The 14806-nt window shown below is 41.1% G+C and carries 17 protein-coding genes; 12 read left to right on the top strand and 5 right to left on the bottom strand.

Annotated features, from left to right (window positions below; all coding sequences use genetic code 11):
- Nucleotides 1-2: 2 nt before the first annotated feature.
- The 3 genes from NO991_RS11115 to NO991_RS11105 all read left to right on the top strand — a co-directional run bounded on the left by NO991_RS11115 (nt 3) and on the right by NO991_RS11105 (nt 1773).
- A complete protein-coding gene (locus tag NO991_RS11115; protein ID WP_166339077.1) occupies nt 3-689 on the top strand; it encodes a type 1 glutamine amidotransferase domain-containing protein in 687 nt (228 codons plus the stop codon).
- Nucleotides 690-801: 112 nt separating this feature from the next.
- Nucleotides 802-1392: a rhomboid family intramembrane serine protease gene (locus NO991_RS11110; protein ID WP_187490558.1), complete on the top strand. Its 591-nt coding sequence runs from the start codon at nt 802-804 to the stop codon at nt 1390-1392.
- 21 nt (nt 1393-1413) lie between these two features.
- Nucleotides 1414-1773, top strand: a complete 360-nt coding sequence (locus NO991_RS11105; RefSeq protein ID WP_300357996.1) for a 2OG-Fe(II) oxygenase — start codon at nt 1414-1416, stop codon at nt 1771-1773.
- Nucleotides 1774-1819: 46 nt separating this feature from the next.
- Here the strand turns inward: NO991_RS11105 and NO991_RS11100 are convergent, their stop codons facing one another.
- On the bottom strand, nt 1820-2839 hold the full coding sequence (locus NO991_RS11100) for an endonuclease/exonuclease/phosphatase family protein (protein ID WP_194441712.1): 1020 nt from the start codon (nt 2837-2839) through the stop codon (nt 1820-1822).
- A 207-nt stretch (nt 2840-3046) separates the two neighbouring features.
- Here NO991_RS11100 and yghU point away from each other — a divergent pair, with 207 nt between their 5' ends.
- Genes yghU through NO991_RS11085 form a run of 3 tightly spaced genes read left to right on the top strand, consistent with a single transcriptional unit; the run spans nt 3047 to nt 5665 of the window.
- Entirely contained in the window at nt 3047-3886 is an 840-nt protein-coding gene (yghU, locus tag NO991_RS11095) for a glutathione-dependent disulfide-bond oxidoreductase (RefSeq protein WP_054551806.1), read from the top strand.
- A 35-nt stretch (nt 3887-3921) separates the two neighbouring features.
- On the top strand, nt 3922-5220 hold the full coding sequence (locus NO991_RS11090) for an MFS transporter (RefSeq protein ID WP_054551807.1): 1299 nt from the start codon (nt 3922-3924) through the stop codon (nt 5218-5220).
- A gap of 58 nt (nt 5221-5278) precedes the next feature.
- A complete protein-coding gene (locus tag NO991_RS11085) occupies nt 5279-5665 on the top strand; it encodes a hypothetical protein (protein WP_054551808.1) in 387 nt (128 codons plus the stop codon).
- 59 nt (nt 5666-5724) lie between these two features.
- Here the strand turns inward: NO991_RS11085 and NO991_RS11080 are convergent, their stop codons facing one another.
- Complete coding sequence (locus NO991_RS11080; RefSeq protein WP_194441713.1) at nt 5725-7647, bottom strand: S9 family peptidase; 1923 nt, start codon at nt 7645-7647, stop codon at nt 5725-5727.
- A 186-nt stretch (nt 7648-7833) separates the two neighbouring features.
- Between NO991_RS11080 and NO991_RS11075 the strand changes: the two genes are divergently transcribed.
- Complete coding sequence (locus tag NO991_RS11075) at nt 7834-8433, top strand: FMN-dependent NADH-azoreductase (RefSeq protein WP_138601395.1); 600 nt, start codon at nt 7834-7836, stop codon at nt 8431-8433.
- A 43-nt stretch (nt 8434-8476) separates the two neighbouring features.
- On the opposite strand, the gene NO991_RS11070 is transcribed toward NO991_RS11075, so the two are convergent.
- Together NO991_RS11070 and NO991_RS11065 are read right to left on the bottom strand one after the other, a co-directional pair.
- Nucleotides 8477-8944, bottom strand: a complete 468-nt coding sequence (locus NO991_RS11070; protein WP_194441714.1) for a hypothetical protein — start codon at nt 8942-8944, stop codon at nt 8477-8479.
- Nucleotides 8941-9228, bottom strand: coding sequence for an EF-hand domain-containing protein (locus tag NO991_RS11065; RefSeq protein WP_194441715.1), 288 nt, complete (start codon nt 9226-9228; stop codon nt 8941-8943). Before NO991_RS11065 ends, NO991_RS11070 begins: the two co-directional genes overlap by 4 nt.
- A 169-nt stretch (nt 9229-9397) precedes the next feature.
- Here NO991_RS11065 and NO991_RS11060 point away from each other — a divergent pair, with 169 nt between their 5' ends.
- The 4 genes from NO991_RS11060 (at nt 9398) to NO991_RS11045 (ending at nt 12472) form a co-directional block, all read left to right on the top strand.
- Nucleotides 9398-10894 carry a cryptochrome/deoxyribodipyrimidine photo-lyase family protein gene (locus NO991_RS11060; RefSeq protein WP_194441716.1) on the top strand — a complete coding sequence of 499 codons (1497 nt, stop codon included), beginning with the start codon at nt 9398-9400 and terminating at the stop codon, nt 10892-10894.
- On the top strand, nt 10884-11036 hold the full coding sequence (locus tag NO991_RS11055; RefSeq protein ID WP_138601387.1) for a DUF2256 domain-containing protein: 153 nt from the start codon (nt 10884-10886) through the stop codon (nt 11034-11036). Before NO991_RS11060 ends, NO991_RS11055 begins: the two co-directional genes overlap by 11 nt.
- 89 nt (nt 11037-11125) lie before the next feature.
- Nucleotides 11126-11554 (top strand): OsmC family protein, encoded by a 429-nt coding sequence (locus tag NO991_RS11050; RefSeq protein WP_054551814.1) that lies wholly within the window; start codon nt 11126-11128, stop codon nt 11552-11554.
- Between the two features lie 126 nt (nt 11555-11680).
- Complete coding sequence (locus tag NO991_RS11045; RefSeq protein ID WP_194441717.1) at nt 11681-12472, top strand: putative porin; 792 nt, start codon at nt 11681-11683, stop codon at nt 12470-12472.
- Between the two features lie 64 nt (nt 12473-12536).
- On the opposite strand, the gene NO991_RS11040 is transcribed toward NO991_RS11045, so the two are convergent.
- Complete coding sequence (locus NO991_RS11040; protein ID WP_194441718.1) at nt 12537-14027, bottom strand: dipeptidase; 1491 nt, start codon at nt 14025-14027, stop codon at nt 12537-12539.
- Nucleotides 14028-14183: 156 nt separating this feature from the next.
- Between NO991_RS11040 and NO991_RS11035 the strand changes: the two genes are divergently transcribed.
- Nucleotides 14184-14330, top strand: coding sequence for a DUF2986 domain-containing protein (locus tag NO991_RS11035; protein WP_082389188.1), 147 nt, complete (start codon nt 14184-14186; stop codon nt 14328-14330).
- The last annotated feature ends 476 nt before the right edge of the window (nt 14331-14806 follow it).

Here is a 14806-nt window from a genome sequence, read left to right as displayed (position 1 = left end):
CTATGTCAGCTAAGAAAATTTTAATGGTACTTACTTCACACGATCAGCTTGGCGATACAGGCCATAAAACGGGTTTTTGGGTCGAAGAATTTGCAGCACCCTACTACGCCTTTATTGATGCTGGTGTAGAGGTAACTTTAGCCTCTGTTAAAGGTGGCCAACCTCCGGTTGATCCAAACAGTGCAGCCCCTGATGCGGCAACCGATGCCACAAAACGTTTTGAGCAAGACAGCGCAGCAAAAACTTTAATGGCTAATACTAAACCTCTTGCTGAAGTTAAAGCCGATGATTTTGATGCGGTATTTTACCCAGGTGGCCATGGTCCGTTATGGGACTTAGTTGATAACCAAGATTCGATTAGCTTAATTGAGCAATTTCTTAACTCAGATAAGCCAGTCGGTGCAGTATGTCACGCCAGTGCCGTATTACTGAATGCGAAAAATGCCGCTGGTAAATCTGTGGTATTTGATAAAAAAGTAACAGGCTTTAGTAATTCAGAAGAAGATGCCGTACAGCTTACCAATGTTGTGCCATTACTTGTTGAAGATGAGTTAATCAAACAAGGTGGTCAGTATCAAAAAACTGATGATTGGGGCGAGCTTGCAATTGAAGATGGCCTACTAATCACTGGGCAAAACCCTGCAAGCTCAGAGCTGACTGCTAAAAAACTACTGACCAAATTAGGTTAGACTAGGTCAACATGCCCTAGACCTTTAGTAAACACCTTGCATATCAAGGTGTTTACCTTCACTTTTAATAAGTTATACTCATTCGGTCACATTGATTTAAGAGCTGCCCATCATGACTGAAAAAAAAACTGTCAAAATTCCTCCTATCAGTAGTAAGCGATTCGCAATTTTCGGCATTATGCTGGTGTGCTTGGTACTGCAAATAGTTAATTCCCTACCCGGCATAAATTTAAACGGTTTAGGTATATTACCAAGGCAGATGTCTGGTTTATCAGGGGTATTTTTTGCGCCATTTTTACATGGTGGCTGGGCACACCTTTTTAGTAACCTAGTGCCATTTGCTATTCTCGGCTGGCTAGTTTGCCAATTTAGCGTTAAACGCTTTTGGCTGGTGTTTGCCGGTACTGCGCTCATTGGTGGATTACTAGTATGGCTATTTGGCCGCAGCAATATTCATGTAGGACTAAGTGGTGTTATCTACGGTTTATGGGGCTATTTAATTAGCTACGGCATTATGCACCGCTCATTCAAAGCCATTTTAATCAGTATTGCGGTTGTTGTGTTATACAGCGGCCTGATTTGGGGTGTTTTTCCGCAGCGCGTTCATATTTCATTCGAAAGCCATTTATTCGGCGCAATCAGCGGCGCATTTATCGGTTATATTATGGCAAAACGTGATAAACAAAAGAGCCCTAAGCTTTAAACTGAAAGCTTTGAAATAACAATGACCACACCTTCGCTATTTAAAAAGCTCTTTCGTTTTGAAAAAGGCCGGCAGCTTTCAGGCTACGATAAAATGCTAATTTGCACAGCTCGCTGGCCAATTAAATTTGATATGTATATTTTGCGTTTTCCTGAGGGCAGTGAAATAGCGGCTCACACCGATAAAGTCGCTAGAGGTAAACATTTCAGGCTTAATATTGTACTCAAAAAAGCGCATTCGGGTGGGGAGTTTATCTGCTCTGCCCCACTCTACGAAAGCTCACGAATCAAATTGTTCCGTCCTGATATCTGCGAACATCAGGTAACGCGGGTAACGTCTGGCAGCCGATATCTTTTAAGTATCGGCTGGGTAAAAAATTAACTGTTTTTCAACTTGGAACTTAAGACTTGCAGCTTAAAGCTATAAGTTAGTCTCTTAACTTCATTGTCACCATCACAACGCCATGGTCGGTACTTTGATCATCATAGGCAAACTGGGGGTTGATTAAGTGCTGATCATAAGTGTGATAATCAACTACCTCGAAAAAGCTGCTCTGAAACCCGGCATCAAACTCACGGGATAACAAAATATAATCAAATACTGAGCTGCTACTGCCAAAATAGTGGGTCGCTTCTCTGTCGTTCTCGGTGACAACATGGCGCTGATAGAGTTGCCAACTATCTTGTAGTTTAAACTCTGAACGAGATGGGCTATTTTGGCTATGACCGCTAAAACGAAGGTGGTCAGCGATTAAATGATTAAGCACACCATCGTGTAACTCATTATTAAAGTCCCCCATCACAATCACAGGGTTATTGGTGTGCGCTCTGCGCTTAATAATTTCAACGAGTAACAGCGCTGCTTCACTGCCACGCTGCATACTTGATGCCCAGCGCCCAAGGGCTTGCGATTTTAACTGCATAACTAAGTTTTGCTGTTCGCTGTGGCTTTCATCATCTTGGTGATGGAGCATGCTGCGCTTAGATTTAAAGTGCACTACATAGCAATCGACATGTCCTAAGTGAGGTACTTCAAGTGTTGCGCGAATAATACTGCGGCTAAAGTTAAAATTATCGCTCAAGCCCATCGCTAAAATATCATCTTGCTCTGCCTCAACCTGACTGACAGCAATAATTTTATAGCGTGAGGCAATGGCCACAACCGGATCGCGATAAATAAAGTCATCAATCACCGTTGGCTCATCAACCACTGCAAAATAAGGGTAACCCTCTGCGTTAACTTGTTGTTTTAGTTCATTGATACTGAACACTTCTTGAAAGCCAATAATATCTGGCTGCTGATTTTTAAGGTAATCGGCCAACCAGCGCTGCTTTTTGGCCCACTGCTCAGCGCTATAAATGCGCTGAAAATCATAAAATGCGTCAGGTGGCGCTAAATAATTATATAAATTAAACGTTGCTACCTTTAATTGACTGTTTTTTATCACTTAACTCCTTATTCGTGTAACCACTCAGTGGCAATGATCGGGTCTTCAAAGTATTTCACTTCGCTCAAGGCCAATGGCTAAACCATGCTTTTTCATGCCATCCTCCTTGTTATTCATAATTAATAACTGTACTTCCCTTGCTCTATCTGATCAACTAGGATGGTAGTCTCGTAATGACATTCATTAAAGCACAATTTAGGAGTTTCAATGAGTAATACCGACAGTTATACGCCACCTAAAGTGTGGCAATGGGATGCAGAAAACGGTGGTGAATGGGCGAAGACGAATCGTCCGGTCTCAGGTGCAACCCACGAGCAAGACTTGCCCGTTGGTAAACATGACCTACAACTCTACTCGCTTGCGACACCAAACGGCCAAAAAGTCACTATCATGCTCGAAGAGCTATTAGAGCTTGGTATTGATGAAGCCGACTACGATGCATTTTTAATTAAAATTGGCGATGGTGACCAGTTCTCTTCAGGGTTTGTAAGTGTTAACCCTAATTCAAAAATCCCAGCCTTAATGGATCACAGTACCACACCCGTTACTCGCGTGTTTGAGTCAGGTGCAATTTTACAATACTTGGCAGAAAAGTTTGATGCGCTGATCCCAAGCGATCACGCCAGTAAAACAGAATGTCGTAATTGGCTGTTTTGGCAAATGGGCTCTGCCCCCTACTTAGGCGGAGGTTTCGGTCACTTTTATAGTTATGCACCATTTAAAATGCAGTACCCAATTGATCGCTTCACCATGGAAGTAAAACGCCAGTTAGACGTATTAAACCGTCATTTAAGCGACCATGACTACATGGCTGGTAGCGAATATTCAATTGCCGATATCGCTATTTGGCCTTGGTATGGCAGCTTGGTACTTGGCAATTTATATGATGCGGCAGAGTTCTTAGATGTTGAGTCATACAGCCATGTGATGCGCTGGGCAAAACAAATTGAGCGCCGCCCTGCTGTAAAACGAGGTCGTAGAGTCAATAGAACTTGGGGTGATGAAGCTGAGCAATTAGCAGAGCGCCACTCTAAGGAAGATTTTTAAGGGCTTAACGGCCCTTTTTCATAAAAATAAACAGTATGAAAAAGCTCAGTAAAGAAGATATCTATCAACGTCTTAGCAATACCGAAGATGCCCGTGCCTGTAAAGCGATTGATGAAGCTGCTTGTAAAGTGGTACCCGGCAATTTTATTACTTTATTAGTGAGCCAACTATTTAGTAAGTTTGCAGATGCCCTGCTAAACCCTAAAGTGACTCTGCCTTGGCTACTGCAAAGCATTAATGTACCAAGTAGTTTTATTGCTTGGCTTGTGCCTATTCGTGAGTCAGGCTCAATGTTGCCACAACTGGCCATCGCCAGTGCTATTCGTAGGCTGCCTGTTAGAAAGTGGGTTTGGGTGATTGGCGCCATAGTGCAAGCTTTGTGTATTGTAGGCATGCTTATTTGTGCTTTAACACTTCAAGGTGCAACAGCAGGTTTTGCTATCATCGCTATTTTGATTATCTTTAGCCTTGCTCGTGGCTTTAATTCCATTGCTGCAAAAGATGTATTAGGCAAGGTCATACCTAAACAACAACGAGGCAGTATTAGCGGTCTTGCTGCGAGTTTTGCCGGATTTGCAACGCTCACCTTTGGTCTTGGTTTATGGTATCTACAAAGTCTTGGCTATGAAAATGGGGTGTATGTTGCTTTAATGCTGGCCGCTTTAATGTGGCTGTTTGCAGCGCTCAGCTATAGTCGCATTCAAGAATACAAGGGCGCAACCGAGGGCGCTGAAAACGGCTTTTTGCATGCTTTGTCAAAATTAAAACTGCTTTACCAAGATAAACAATTTGCCCACTTTATTATCACTCGTGCGTTGTTGCTATGTTCTGCTTTGAGCGCCCCGTTTTATATCGTTCTTGCTAGTGAACAGGCTTTCGACTTTTCACTACTTGCTACGTTTATGGCGCTTTCTGGGCTTGCCAGCTTAGTCTCTGCGCCAATTTGGGGTCGATTAAGTGATTTATCGAGTCGCAAAGTATTAGTATTTGCTGCAATGCTCGTCACCCTCAACGGTTTCGCCGTTTATTTAGTTGCTTATCTGAGCCCACAAACGCTCAATGAGTTTTGGCTATTACCGCTCTGTTATTTTTTACTCACCGTAGCTCATCAAGGGGTTCGCCTTGGTCGTAAAACCTACCTTGTTGATATGGCTGAAGGAAACAAGCGCACTGACTATGTCTCTGTTAGTAATACGGTGATCGGAGTTATATTATTACTGCTAGGTAGCGTCGGCTTACTAAATACCTACTTAACGACTGCTGAGTTAATTTTTTTCTACAGTATCTTAGGCTTACTTGGTGCAATTAGTGCATGGTTTTTACCCGATGCCTAGACCCTCGGGTAAAAAAAGCGCATAATCGCGCTGATTTTATTTCCAAAAAGGACTTACTATGAAAAAGGCAGCGCTTGCACTTTTTACCCTACTTACACTTTCTGCTTGTAGCACCAGTGTGCCTATTCGTAACTTTGACGCAAACCCTGTACCGCAAATGGCGTCTGGCCAACATGACCTTGAAAGTATCAAAACCAATATTTTAAAAGCATGTATGAAACTAGGCTGGACGTGTCGTTCAAATGCCGAAGGCCAAATCTTAGGTAAACTTGATATTCGTAAACACCAATTACGCGTTGATATAACGTTTAACGAGCAAGAATACTCTATTGATTACAAAGATTCGATCAACCTTGATTACAATGGCAAAAAAATCCACCGCCAATATATCAATTGGGTTACCAACTTAATGCGCAATATTGATGCTGAATTAGCCTATAAATAAAATTGACGCAGAATCAGGTATTAAAAAAGGCGACCTAGGTCGCCTTTTCTTTGCTAATTCTAGTTTTTCAAGTTCTTATCGAAGAACTCTAAAAACGCTTTCAACGTTTTAATTCTGTATGGCTGGTGCGATAAGTAATGATCGCCATCTTCAAGCTCAATGTAAGTAACATCTTTACCTTCGTCTTTAAGTTCATCATCCATTTCACGGCTATGATAAACAGGCACTACATTATCATCAGAGCCATGAACCAATAGCACCGGACGATTAATTTGCTTTGCAAAATTAACTGGTGAAACCTTTTCAAGTTTATCGCCATCAGTTCCAAATTGCTTACGCACAATTTCTTTATTAGTGAAATAACGCGCTTTACTAACAATACGCTCAAGATCAGTAACGCCTGCAAAGCTTGCTGCACATTTGAATGTTTCTGGGTGTTTAACCACCGCCATTAATGCAGCATAACCACCATAACTTGCCCCGCCAATACAGATTTTATCTTTATTAGCGATACCTTCCTCAACAAGCCAATTCGCCGCATCTTGCAAGTCATCTTGCATTTCTTTACCAAAACCTTGAACTGCAGCCATCTCAAATTCATGGCCATAGCCACTAGAACCACGGAAGTTTGGTTGCAGTACTGCATAACCATTATAAGCAAGTAATGCAGTCCAATAGTCAAAACCAGCGTAATCACGAGCCATAGGACCACCATGCGGGAACACAATAGTGGGTAGTTTATCGCCTTCTTTGTAACCCACAGGTAAAGTTAAATACCCTTCAATAGTTAAACCATCACGGGCTTTAAAACTGATTTTCTTTTTACCGCTGTAAACTGTTTCATTTACATCTGGGAATGCGCTTGCAAATACCGTTAGCTCACTTGTATCGCGATTCCCAATCATGTAAGTTCCAGCACTATCATCACTTGTTAAATAAAGCACATATTGGCGCTGATCTTTACTGGTATCAATGATATCTATGTCAAATTTATCTTTTGGTAAAACAGCGCGTAAACCTGTATAGAGCTTATTTAAATCTTCATTCCAGTAACGGATCCCTTCATCTAATTGAGAGTGTGTAAAGCCTGCTACTTCACCTGTAAGTGGTGAGTAGAAAATATGACCGTCGAAGTCATAGTTATCATCGCTGAACACTAACTCTTTTTTCATGGTCGTTAGGTCCATTTTATAAAGCGCATCATAGCCATCTTTAAGAGCTTTGAAATAAAGAATATTAGGGTCTTTATCGAAGCCCAAAACAGTCACTACATCAGGGGTAAATGCTTTATATTTAAATAACGTTTTACGGTTATCTCTATCTTCATCGTAAAGAATATATTCGAATTCGTCTTCATCCATTTTAAGGGCAATACGCACATTACCTTGGCGGTCTGCTGTCCAATCAATCACTTTACTGCGTGAGCGCTGAATTTTTTTCTTACGAAGTGTACTTAAATTAAGTTCATACACGCCAGGGGTATTGGCAACATCAAAGTCACCTTGAACTAAAATTTTATCTTTTTGATCGGGTAAAAAGCTGATGACCTGATCACCAAATTGCGGTTGGCGTTCATTACGATTAAAGTTAGGCTTTATAGCCAGTTTCGCTTTTCCATCACCACCAATGTTATACGCATATAAACGCGTAGATGTATATTTAGGGCCGCCAAATTGACGTTGAATATAGCGTGCACCTAAAAGCAGTACCTCATCATTTGCCCATTCATACCAATCGAAGAAGATAGTGTGATTATCTGAACGAATAACAGCATCTGCTTCTTTAGTTTTGCGGTTATAAACCATTAAAACCAACTCACCATTCACATTTCGAATAAACGATATGTGTTCACCACTAGGCGAAAATTTTACTTGGCTAAAAGCGCGTAAAGAGGCGAATGATTCTACAGGGAGTTGCGTGTTTTCAGCAGCACGGGGCATTAAGCTCAGCACTGCAAAAAATGTAAGCAGTAAGTACTTCATAGTAAAGTCCATTTTTTTATTGTTCCGACAATATTAACATTAAATTACAAAAAAAGACTAACTCAAAAAAACTTAGGCACATCTTTCATTCGCTTAAAACGAACATAACACTCGATTAATAGCATTATTAATTTATTTTTTGATAATTATAATGGCTGCACTACTTCAGTTTTCTTAGGTGACATGATGAAAAAAGTACTTGTGTTAAATTCATCTTTAAATGGTGAACAAGGTAATTCAACCAAACTTAGCCAACAATTTGTTGAGCAACTTGCTAACAACCAACAAATTTCAGTAACAACGCGCGATTTAAGCGACAATGCGATTGCTCACTTAACGCAGACAGAAATGGCTGCTTGGATGACTGATGCAAACGAGCGTAGCGATGAGCAAAAAGCACTTGCTGCAATTTCTGACGATTTAATTGCTGAACTTAACGATAACGAACTGATTGTTATTGGTATGCCAATGTACAACTTTGGAATTCCATCAACATTCAAAGCTTGGATTGATCGTATTGCCCGTGCTGGTATTACGTTTAAATACACTGAGCAAGGCCCTGTAGGTTTAATTGCAGACAAGAAAGTGGTGGTACTTGCAGCACGTGGTGGTTTGTATCAAGGCACTGACATGGATACACAAACTAAATACTTAAAAGATGTACTTGGTTTTGTGGGTATGACTGACGTTGATTTTATTTATGCCGAAGGTCTTGCGATGCCGGGTGCAGAGCAAAGCTTAGAAGCAGCACAAAACGAAATAAAGACTTTTGCTGCAGCACTGTAATTAGCAGAGCATAAAAAAGCGGTCATCATGACCGCTTTGTGATTTACGCTGTGACCGATAACAGCGAATCACCTTCAGATAAACCAAACTTTTCTTGCACAGAGGCTAGAATCGCTTCTTTATCTTCTTCTCCCAGTTGATCAGAATATTGCGCTAACAACTCATCTAAATAACTGACAACTTCTTCAGTATCAACCTGCTCAAGTGAGTTACCACTAGGCGGAGGTGGTGGCGGACCAGGAGGACGCTCACCTTCAGGGCGACCTAATTCACCGACTTCAGCGGCATCAAAGCCAGCTTCAGCCATAATTGCTTCCATTTCTTGACCCGGTTGAATACCCGCATCCATAAATGTTTGCATAATAGATTGTGCATCTTCTGCAGTTAAGTTTTCAGGATCAAACTGAGCTAAGGTATCATTCATCAACTCTGTTTGTTCACTGGTTAACGGCTCTGCTTGCGGTCGTTGCATGGGCTGAAAATTCGCATCCGATGAGACACTGTTGATCATCGTTGATTTTCCTTACGTTTTGGTGGTTTATGGTTGTTGAACTCGTCTTCAGTTACTTCACCATTTTGATCAGCATCCATGTCATTAAAAATGGTTTGCAGCATATCTTCTGGCATAGGCTGCTCACTAAACTCAGTAAAATCAATCACCCCATTGCCATCAATATCAATCGTCGTAAAGTCAGGTCGCTGGGGTGGACCGCCTTGATGGTCGCGAGCAAAGCAAGCGGGCGCTGTGACTAACAACGAAATAGCTAAAACAGAAAGTGCAGATAAATGCTTCATAGCGAACCTCTTATGTCATTCAATTGACCATAAGCATAATCTGAATATCATTCAAAAGTGTGTGGGCAATATGCTACAAATGTGGAAACTTTGTGGATCGTTGTAGCAATTAATCGAAGTTGTAACTTGTTACGTATTAAGAGCAAAACACTTTTTCAACTCCACGTTTATGGCAGACTCAAAAAAACAAAAAGTAAATCTTGTTTGGTTCAAACGTGACCTAAGATTGTCTGATCATCAACCACTTGCCAGTGCGATTGCATCAGATCTGCCTTGCTTACTCATTTATAATTTTGAGCCTCTATTACTCGACGACCCCCATTACAGCTTAAGGCACTGGCGTTTTGTTGCTCAGTCACTTAAAGACATCAACCAACAACTTGAAAAATACAACGCTGAAATCGCCATTTATAATCAAGAAATGATTACCTTGTTAGAAACCCTCAGTGAAGATTTTGATATTGCAGGGGTTTATAGTCATCAAGAAATAGGCCTAAACAATACATTTGAGCGAGATAAACAGGTCAAACGCTGGCTAAACAGTAAAGCAATTCCATGGCACGAAACGCCACTTGGAGGTGTAAAACGAGCGAGGCCAAAACAGTTTGATTGGCAAGCACATTGGCATGGCGTGATGAACCAACGTCTTGTAACGCCAAATTGGCAAGTATTTAATGCTGTACTGCCCAATAATTACCAAGCAGCGACCTGTGTTGATGATTTTCTAAAGCACGACCCGCAGTTTCAATATGGTGGCCCTCATGCAGCTAGAGCTTGCCTACAGAGCTTTGTAGAAGAGCGTGCAAAGAACTACCAAAGTGGCATCTCGAGTCCTTCCAAAAGTAGAGATTCATGCTCTAGGCTTTCGCCTTACTTAGCCTTTGGCAACTTGAGCCTCAGACAAGTTTATCAAACTCTAAAATACTATTTAGCAAAGCAGCCTTTAAGCTGGCGTCGCTCATTACATGCTTTCGAGTCAAGGCTTCACTGGCATTGCCATTTTATGCAAAAGTTCGAAACTCAATGCAGCATGGAGTTTGCACCGCAAAATGCGGGCTACAAGCACTACCCTTATCGCGATGATGAACATGTTGCTGAGCACATAAAACGCTTTGAACAAGGTCAAACAGGTATTCCTATTATTGATGCGTGCATGCGCTGCCTCGCAGCAACAGGTTACATTAACTTTCGAATGCGCGCTATGTTAGTCAGCTTTATGACTCATCATATGAACATTCATTGGCAATCTGTTAGTTTAATTTTATCGCGTTATTTTTTAGATTTTGAGCCGGGTATTCACTACCCACAAATCCAAATGCAAGCATCGGTCACAGGAACTAACACCATTCGTTTGTATAACCCAATAAAGCAATCTGAAGACAAAGACCCAGATGGTATATTTATAAAAACATGGTGCCCTGAGCTTAAAAACTTACCCAAAGAAGATCTCCACCAGCCATGGCAACAACCGCCAATGGAAGCCTTGTTTAATAATTTTAAACTCGGCGAAGACTACCCAGAGCCCATGGTCGATATTGAACACGCAGCCAAACAAGCACGTGAGCGGTTATGGTCATTTCGAGAACGTGATGACGTAAAACGTGGCACAAAAGCCGTACTGCATAAGCATGTGATAAGCCTTAAAAGACAACGCCATGGCTCATAAAAAGCTGAATTTACCCAGCAAAACCTGCCCCGTTTGCGACAGGTCATTTATGTGGCGTAAAAAATGGCAACGTGACTGGGAGCATGTTAAATACTGCTCAGAACGTTGCAAGCGTGAGGCAAAAAGAAATATTGGCGTTTAAGTTGCACTTATATCGTGAACTCACCGTTTTCGGCACAAAACCCTGAAAGCCTTTCACGGTCGTCGAAAAAATTTACAAAGGAGATGACGATGACAATTAAAAAATCTGCACATACGAGTTGGTCTGGTGATATTAAATCTGGCAAAGGCTATATTTCTAGTCAAAGTGGCGCGCTTGAGAAACAGCCATTTGGCTTTAACACTCGCTTTGAAGATAAGCCAGGTACTAACCCTGAAGAACTGGTTGCAGCGGCACACAGTAGCTGTTTTAGCATGGCGCTATCGCTGGCTCTAACTGAAGCAGGCTTTGTCGCTGACGACATAACGACCAAAGCAACAGTGAGCCTTGATGAGGTTGATGACGGCTTCGAAGTGAGCCACATTGCACTTGATGTCAGCGCAAAGATAAAAGAAATCTCACTCGAAAAGTTTGAGCAACTTTGTGAGCAAACCAAGCAAGGCTGCCCTATTTCTAAACTGATGAATGCCGAAATATCACTCACCACAACGCTTAATTAATCTCTGTAGGCCAAGCAGTGCTTGGCCTTTTCACAAACTAACAGACCCACAACACTTTATTACATTCTTTTTACCGCCTCGTTGTATTATCTTTATGAAGCAAAACCAAATACAACAAGGATATGTATGATTAAAAAATTAGCCCCGATCGCTCTTGCAACACTTGCTTATTCAAACTGCTCAATCGCCACAGAACAACAAGTAAGTAAACAATGGTTCAACAGTATCGACTACACGCACATAGAGAACCACAGATATAGTTTTAATGCTTACCAATTAGTGAGTCATTACTACTTTGAGGAGCAGCAGAGCTCTGGGGTACTTGATGATTATGGCTACCTAGATACAGATTCCAACATCCGAGTGAATTACTTTAATAGCGATTACACTGATTATCTTGGCTTGTTTGGTGAAGGATTTTATAAAAACTGGTTTGTTACAGGTGAAATTTACGATGTTGATGATGCTGATGACTATACCTTAGGAATAGGCTATTTATTTGCCGATGCCTTAAAGGTCTCTGTAAATAGGGATGTGCGTGAATATGGTGATGATTATTTCCGCTTAAAAGCGCAGTATAACCTCCAAATCAACGATAAAGATTACCTTGGTTTTAGCGCAGAAACAGATGATGAACTCGACGTTTGGAATGTCTCTGCCAGATACTTTAATCATTTAAGTGGTAGCCATTACATTACCGTCGATGTTGGCCATCAAGACAGCCTTTATGATTCAGCAAGCAATGCCATGATCAGCTACTACTTCGGCGATCACTATGCCATAGGTGCAGGGTTGGATGATTCTGAACTCGTTTTACAAGGTAAGTACTTTATTAATGATAAATACTATTTAACCGCGAATTACACTGAAAGCGGCTCTGCTGAACTTTATAACCTTAAGTTTGTTGCCCAATTCTAAATAGGAATGAGTCACCAGTTTTAAACAAAACGCCGCTATAAAGCGGCGTTTTCAGTTTATAGAATTACATATTACCTAGCTTCATCATCATTGCAGTATACATTTTTAAGTTCAGTGCTAACTGCTCTTCAGTAATAAACTCATGCTCTGAGTGACCTGTGTACTTTTTACCTGGCATTGATGGACCAAATGACACCGCATTATCAAATAACTTAGCATTTGTGCCACCACCAATTGACACAAAGCCCGCGTCCTTATCGCCGGTAAAGTGCTTAAAGATATCGAGTAATGCTTCTGCATGAGGCGCACCATCTAACAGCATTGGCGTACCAATAATAACTTTAGTGTCTTTTAACGTAGCACCATTAGTGGTTTGCCAAGCACTAAGTGCTTCATTAATTTGCTGCTTAAGCACCGCTTCTTGTTTACCTACCGGACGACGCATATTAATCGACAGTTTAATGTCGTTACCGTCGCGGCTTAATAAGGTAGGCGAAACAGTCATCGGGCCCATAAAGTCATGCTTGTAACCAATTTCACCGAATTGCGCGCCGTATAAATCAAGGCCAATTAGTTGATTGATAAACTCAATGGCTTGACCATCACTATTGTTCTCAACATCAATACCTTTAAAGATTTCTGCAAGGTGCGCAATGGCATTTTCACCCGCTTCTGGCTCAGATGAATGCGCTGAAATCCCCTTCACTTGGACTAACAAGCCATTGTCTTGCTCTGTCATCGCCACTTTGACGTTTTTAAGCTTAGCGACATTGTCGTGTAATTTAGCCACTGTCGCCGCATCAGCGTTATGCACTAACACGCTGGCATCTTCAGGGATTTGGCTAACAAAGGCGCCGCCTTTTAAATCACTGACATATAAGCCTGTTTGTGCTGAGGTCGCAGAGAAAGTCGGCGCAATTAAGCTCCAGCCTTTTTCTGCAACAACCACAGGGTATGAAGCATCAATAGTGACAGCATATTTTGGTTGCTGATAGGTTTTCATGAACTCTTCGAGTGGTGCCCAGTCAGACTCTTCTGCAAGGTAAACCATTAATTCAATACGGTTATTTAAAGTAATACCCTTGTCTTTAATCGCCTTCATTGCATGCAGTGCAGTCGCAATTGCGCCTTTATCATCTTCTGTACCACGAGCTATTAGCTTTCCTGGCTCAGAGGTTTTATCCATTTTAAAAGGACTTTGCTGCCATTTACTGGCATCTGCAGGTTGCACATCACCATGGGTTACTATGGTTACTTTGTCAGCTTGGTTACCCATGCCAATTAACACTGTGTAGCCTAAATCTTGATAATCAAAACCAAACTGCGCCGCTTTCATTTTTAAGAACGACTTAAAGCCAATAAAATCTGGGTTATCAGGAGTCGCTAGACCTTCTTTATTTACCGTTGGATACGAAACTAAATTCTCTAAGGTATGAATTTGCGCTTGTTGATATTGCTCTACCGCGTAGCTAGCCAGCTTTTCACTTTGCTCAGACACAGTTGCCTGACTAGAGAAAGCACTTAATAAAAATGCAGCAAGTAATGAATGTTTCAAGATAAGCTCCAGAGTTTAAGAAGGTTTTTAGAAAGTCGCCTTGATTGTAACGCTTATAACGCCGACATAACATCTCTAATTAAAGCAAAATAGATCGCTTAAAAATACCAACAAGGTACAATAACCACTCACCCTATTAATTCGTTTGTTAGACTCATGAACCGCAGAAAAAAGATCTTCACTAAACTTAAGCAAAAAGATAAGCGCGCCAATGCAAAATTGCATAAGAGCAATAAACCGGCCTACATCTCAAAGGCAGAACGCGAAAAATTAGCACAGCAAGAAGCTGAGCAGGAAAATTAAAATACCTAGCGGTCAGGGGTAAAATTGTAGGCGCGATTTTATATCGCGCAACACTTCTATGATTCACAAAGAGGATAAGAGACGCTTCGCTTTAGAGAAAAACAAAAAAAGTTTTAATATTACTTCCTCATTTTCTTCTCATTAGTTTCTCTTTGTGCAATTTGTTTTAACGCGAAATAAATTTCACGTCTACGGCAAAGACATTTTTTCACAAAGAGGATTAAAGACGCTGCGCTTTAGAGAAAACAACAAGTAATCCAGTGTTTTCCCTCATTACCTTCTCATTCTTTTCTCTTTGTGCAATTTGTTTTAACGCGAAATAAATTTCACGCCTACGTCAAAGACATTTATTTTCACAAAGAGGATAAGAGGCGCTGCGCTTTAGAGGAAAACAGCAAGTAATCCAGTGTTTTCCCTCATTACCTTCTCATTCTTTTCTCTTTGTGCAATTTGTTTTAACGCGAAATAAATTTCAC

The sequence above is a fragment of the Pseudoalteromonas sp. DY56-GL22 genome, from assembly GCF_041414715.1.
Lineage (GTDB): Bacteria > Pseudomonadota > Gammaproteobacteria > Enterobacterales > Alteromonadaceae > Pseudoalteromonas > Pseudoalteromonas simplex.
This window is presented reverse-complemented; position numbering and strand designations above follow the sequence as displayed.

What these genes read in the sequence shown, in the direction of transcription:
- NO991_RS11115 (WP_166339077.1), top strand. Translation starts at nt 3, where the DNA reads ATGTCAGCTAAGAAAATTTTAATGGTACTTACTTCACACGATCAGCTT.
- NO991_RS11110 (WP_187490558.1), top strand. Translation starts at nt 802, where the DNA reads ATGACTGAAAAAAAAACTGTCAAAATTCCTCCTATCAGTAGTAAGCGA.
- NO991_RS11105 (WP_300357996.1), top strand. Translation starts at nt 1,414, where the DNA reads ATGACCACACCTTCGCTATTTAAAAAGCTCTTTCGTTTTGAAAAAGGC.
- yghU (WP_054551806.1), top strand. Translation starts at nt 3,047, where the DNA reads ATGAGTAATACCGACAGTTATACGCCACCTAAAGTGTGGCAATGGGAT.
- NO991_RS11090 (WP_054551807.1), top strand. Translation starts at nt 3,922, where the DNA reads ATGAAAAAGCTCAGTAAAGAAGATATCTATCAACGTCTTAGCAATACC.
- NO991_RS11085 (WP_054551808.1), top strand. Translation starts at nt 5,279, where the DNA reads ATGAAAAAGGCAGCGCTTGCACTTTTTACCCTACTTACACTTTCTGCT.
- NO991_RS11080 (WP_194441713.1), bottom strand. Translation starts at nt 7,647, where the DNA reads ATGAAGTACTTACTGCTTACATTTTTTGCAGTGCTGAGCTTAATGCCC.
- NO991_RS11075 (WP_138601395.1), top strand. Translation starts at nt 7,834, where the DNA reads ATGAAAAAAGTACTTGTGTTAAATTCATCTTTAAATGGTGAACAAGGT.
- NO991_RS11070 (WP_194441714.1), bottom strand. Translation starts at nt 8,944, where the DNA reads ATGATCAACAGTGTCTCATCGGATGCGAATTTTCAGCCCATGCAACGA.
- NO991_RS11065 (WP_194441715.1), bottom strand. Translation starts at nt 9,228, where the DNA reads ATGAAGCATTTATCTGCACTTTCTGTTTTAGCTATTTCGTTGTTAGTC.
- NO991_RS11060 (WP_194441716.1), top strand. Translation starts at nt 9,398, where the DNA reads ATGGCAGACTCAAAAAAACAAAAAGTAAATCTTGTTTGGTTCAAACGT.
- NO991_RS11055 (WP_138601387.1), top strand. Translation starts at nt 10,884, where the DNA reads ATGGCTCATAAAAAGCTGAATTTACCCAGCAAAACCTGCCCCGTTTGC.
- NO991_RS11050 (WP_054551814.1), top strand. Translation starts at nt 11,126, where the DNA reads ATGACAATTAAAAAATCTGCACATACGAGTTGGTCTGGTGATATTAAA.
- NO991_RS11045 (WP_194441717.1), top strand. Translation starts at nt 11,681, where the DNA reads ATGATTAAAAAATTAGCCCCGATCGCTCTTGCAACACTTGCTTATTCA.
- NO991_RS11035 (WP_082389188.1), top strand. Translation starts at nt 14,184, where the DNA reads ATGAACCGCAGAAAAAAGATCTTCACTAAACTTAAGCAAAAAGATAAG.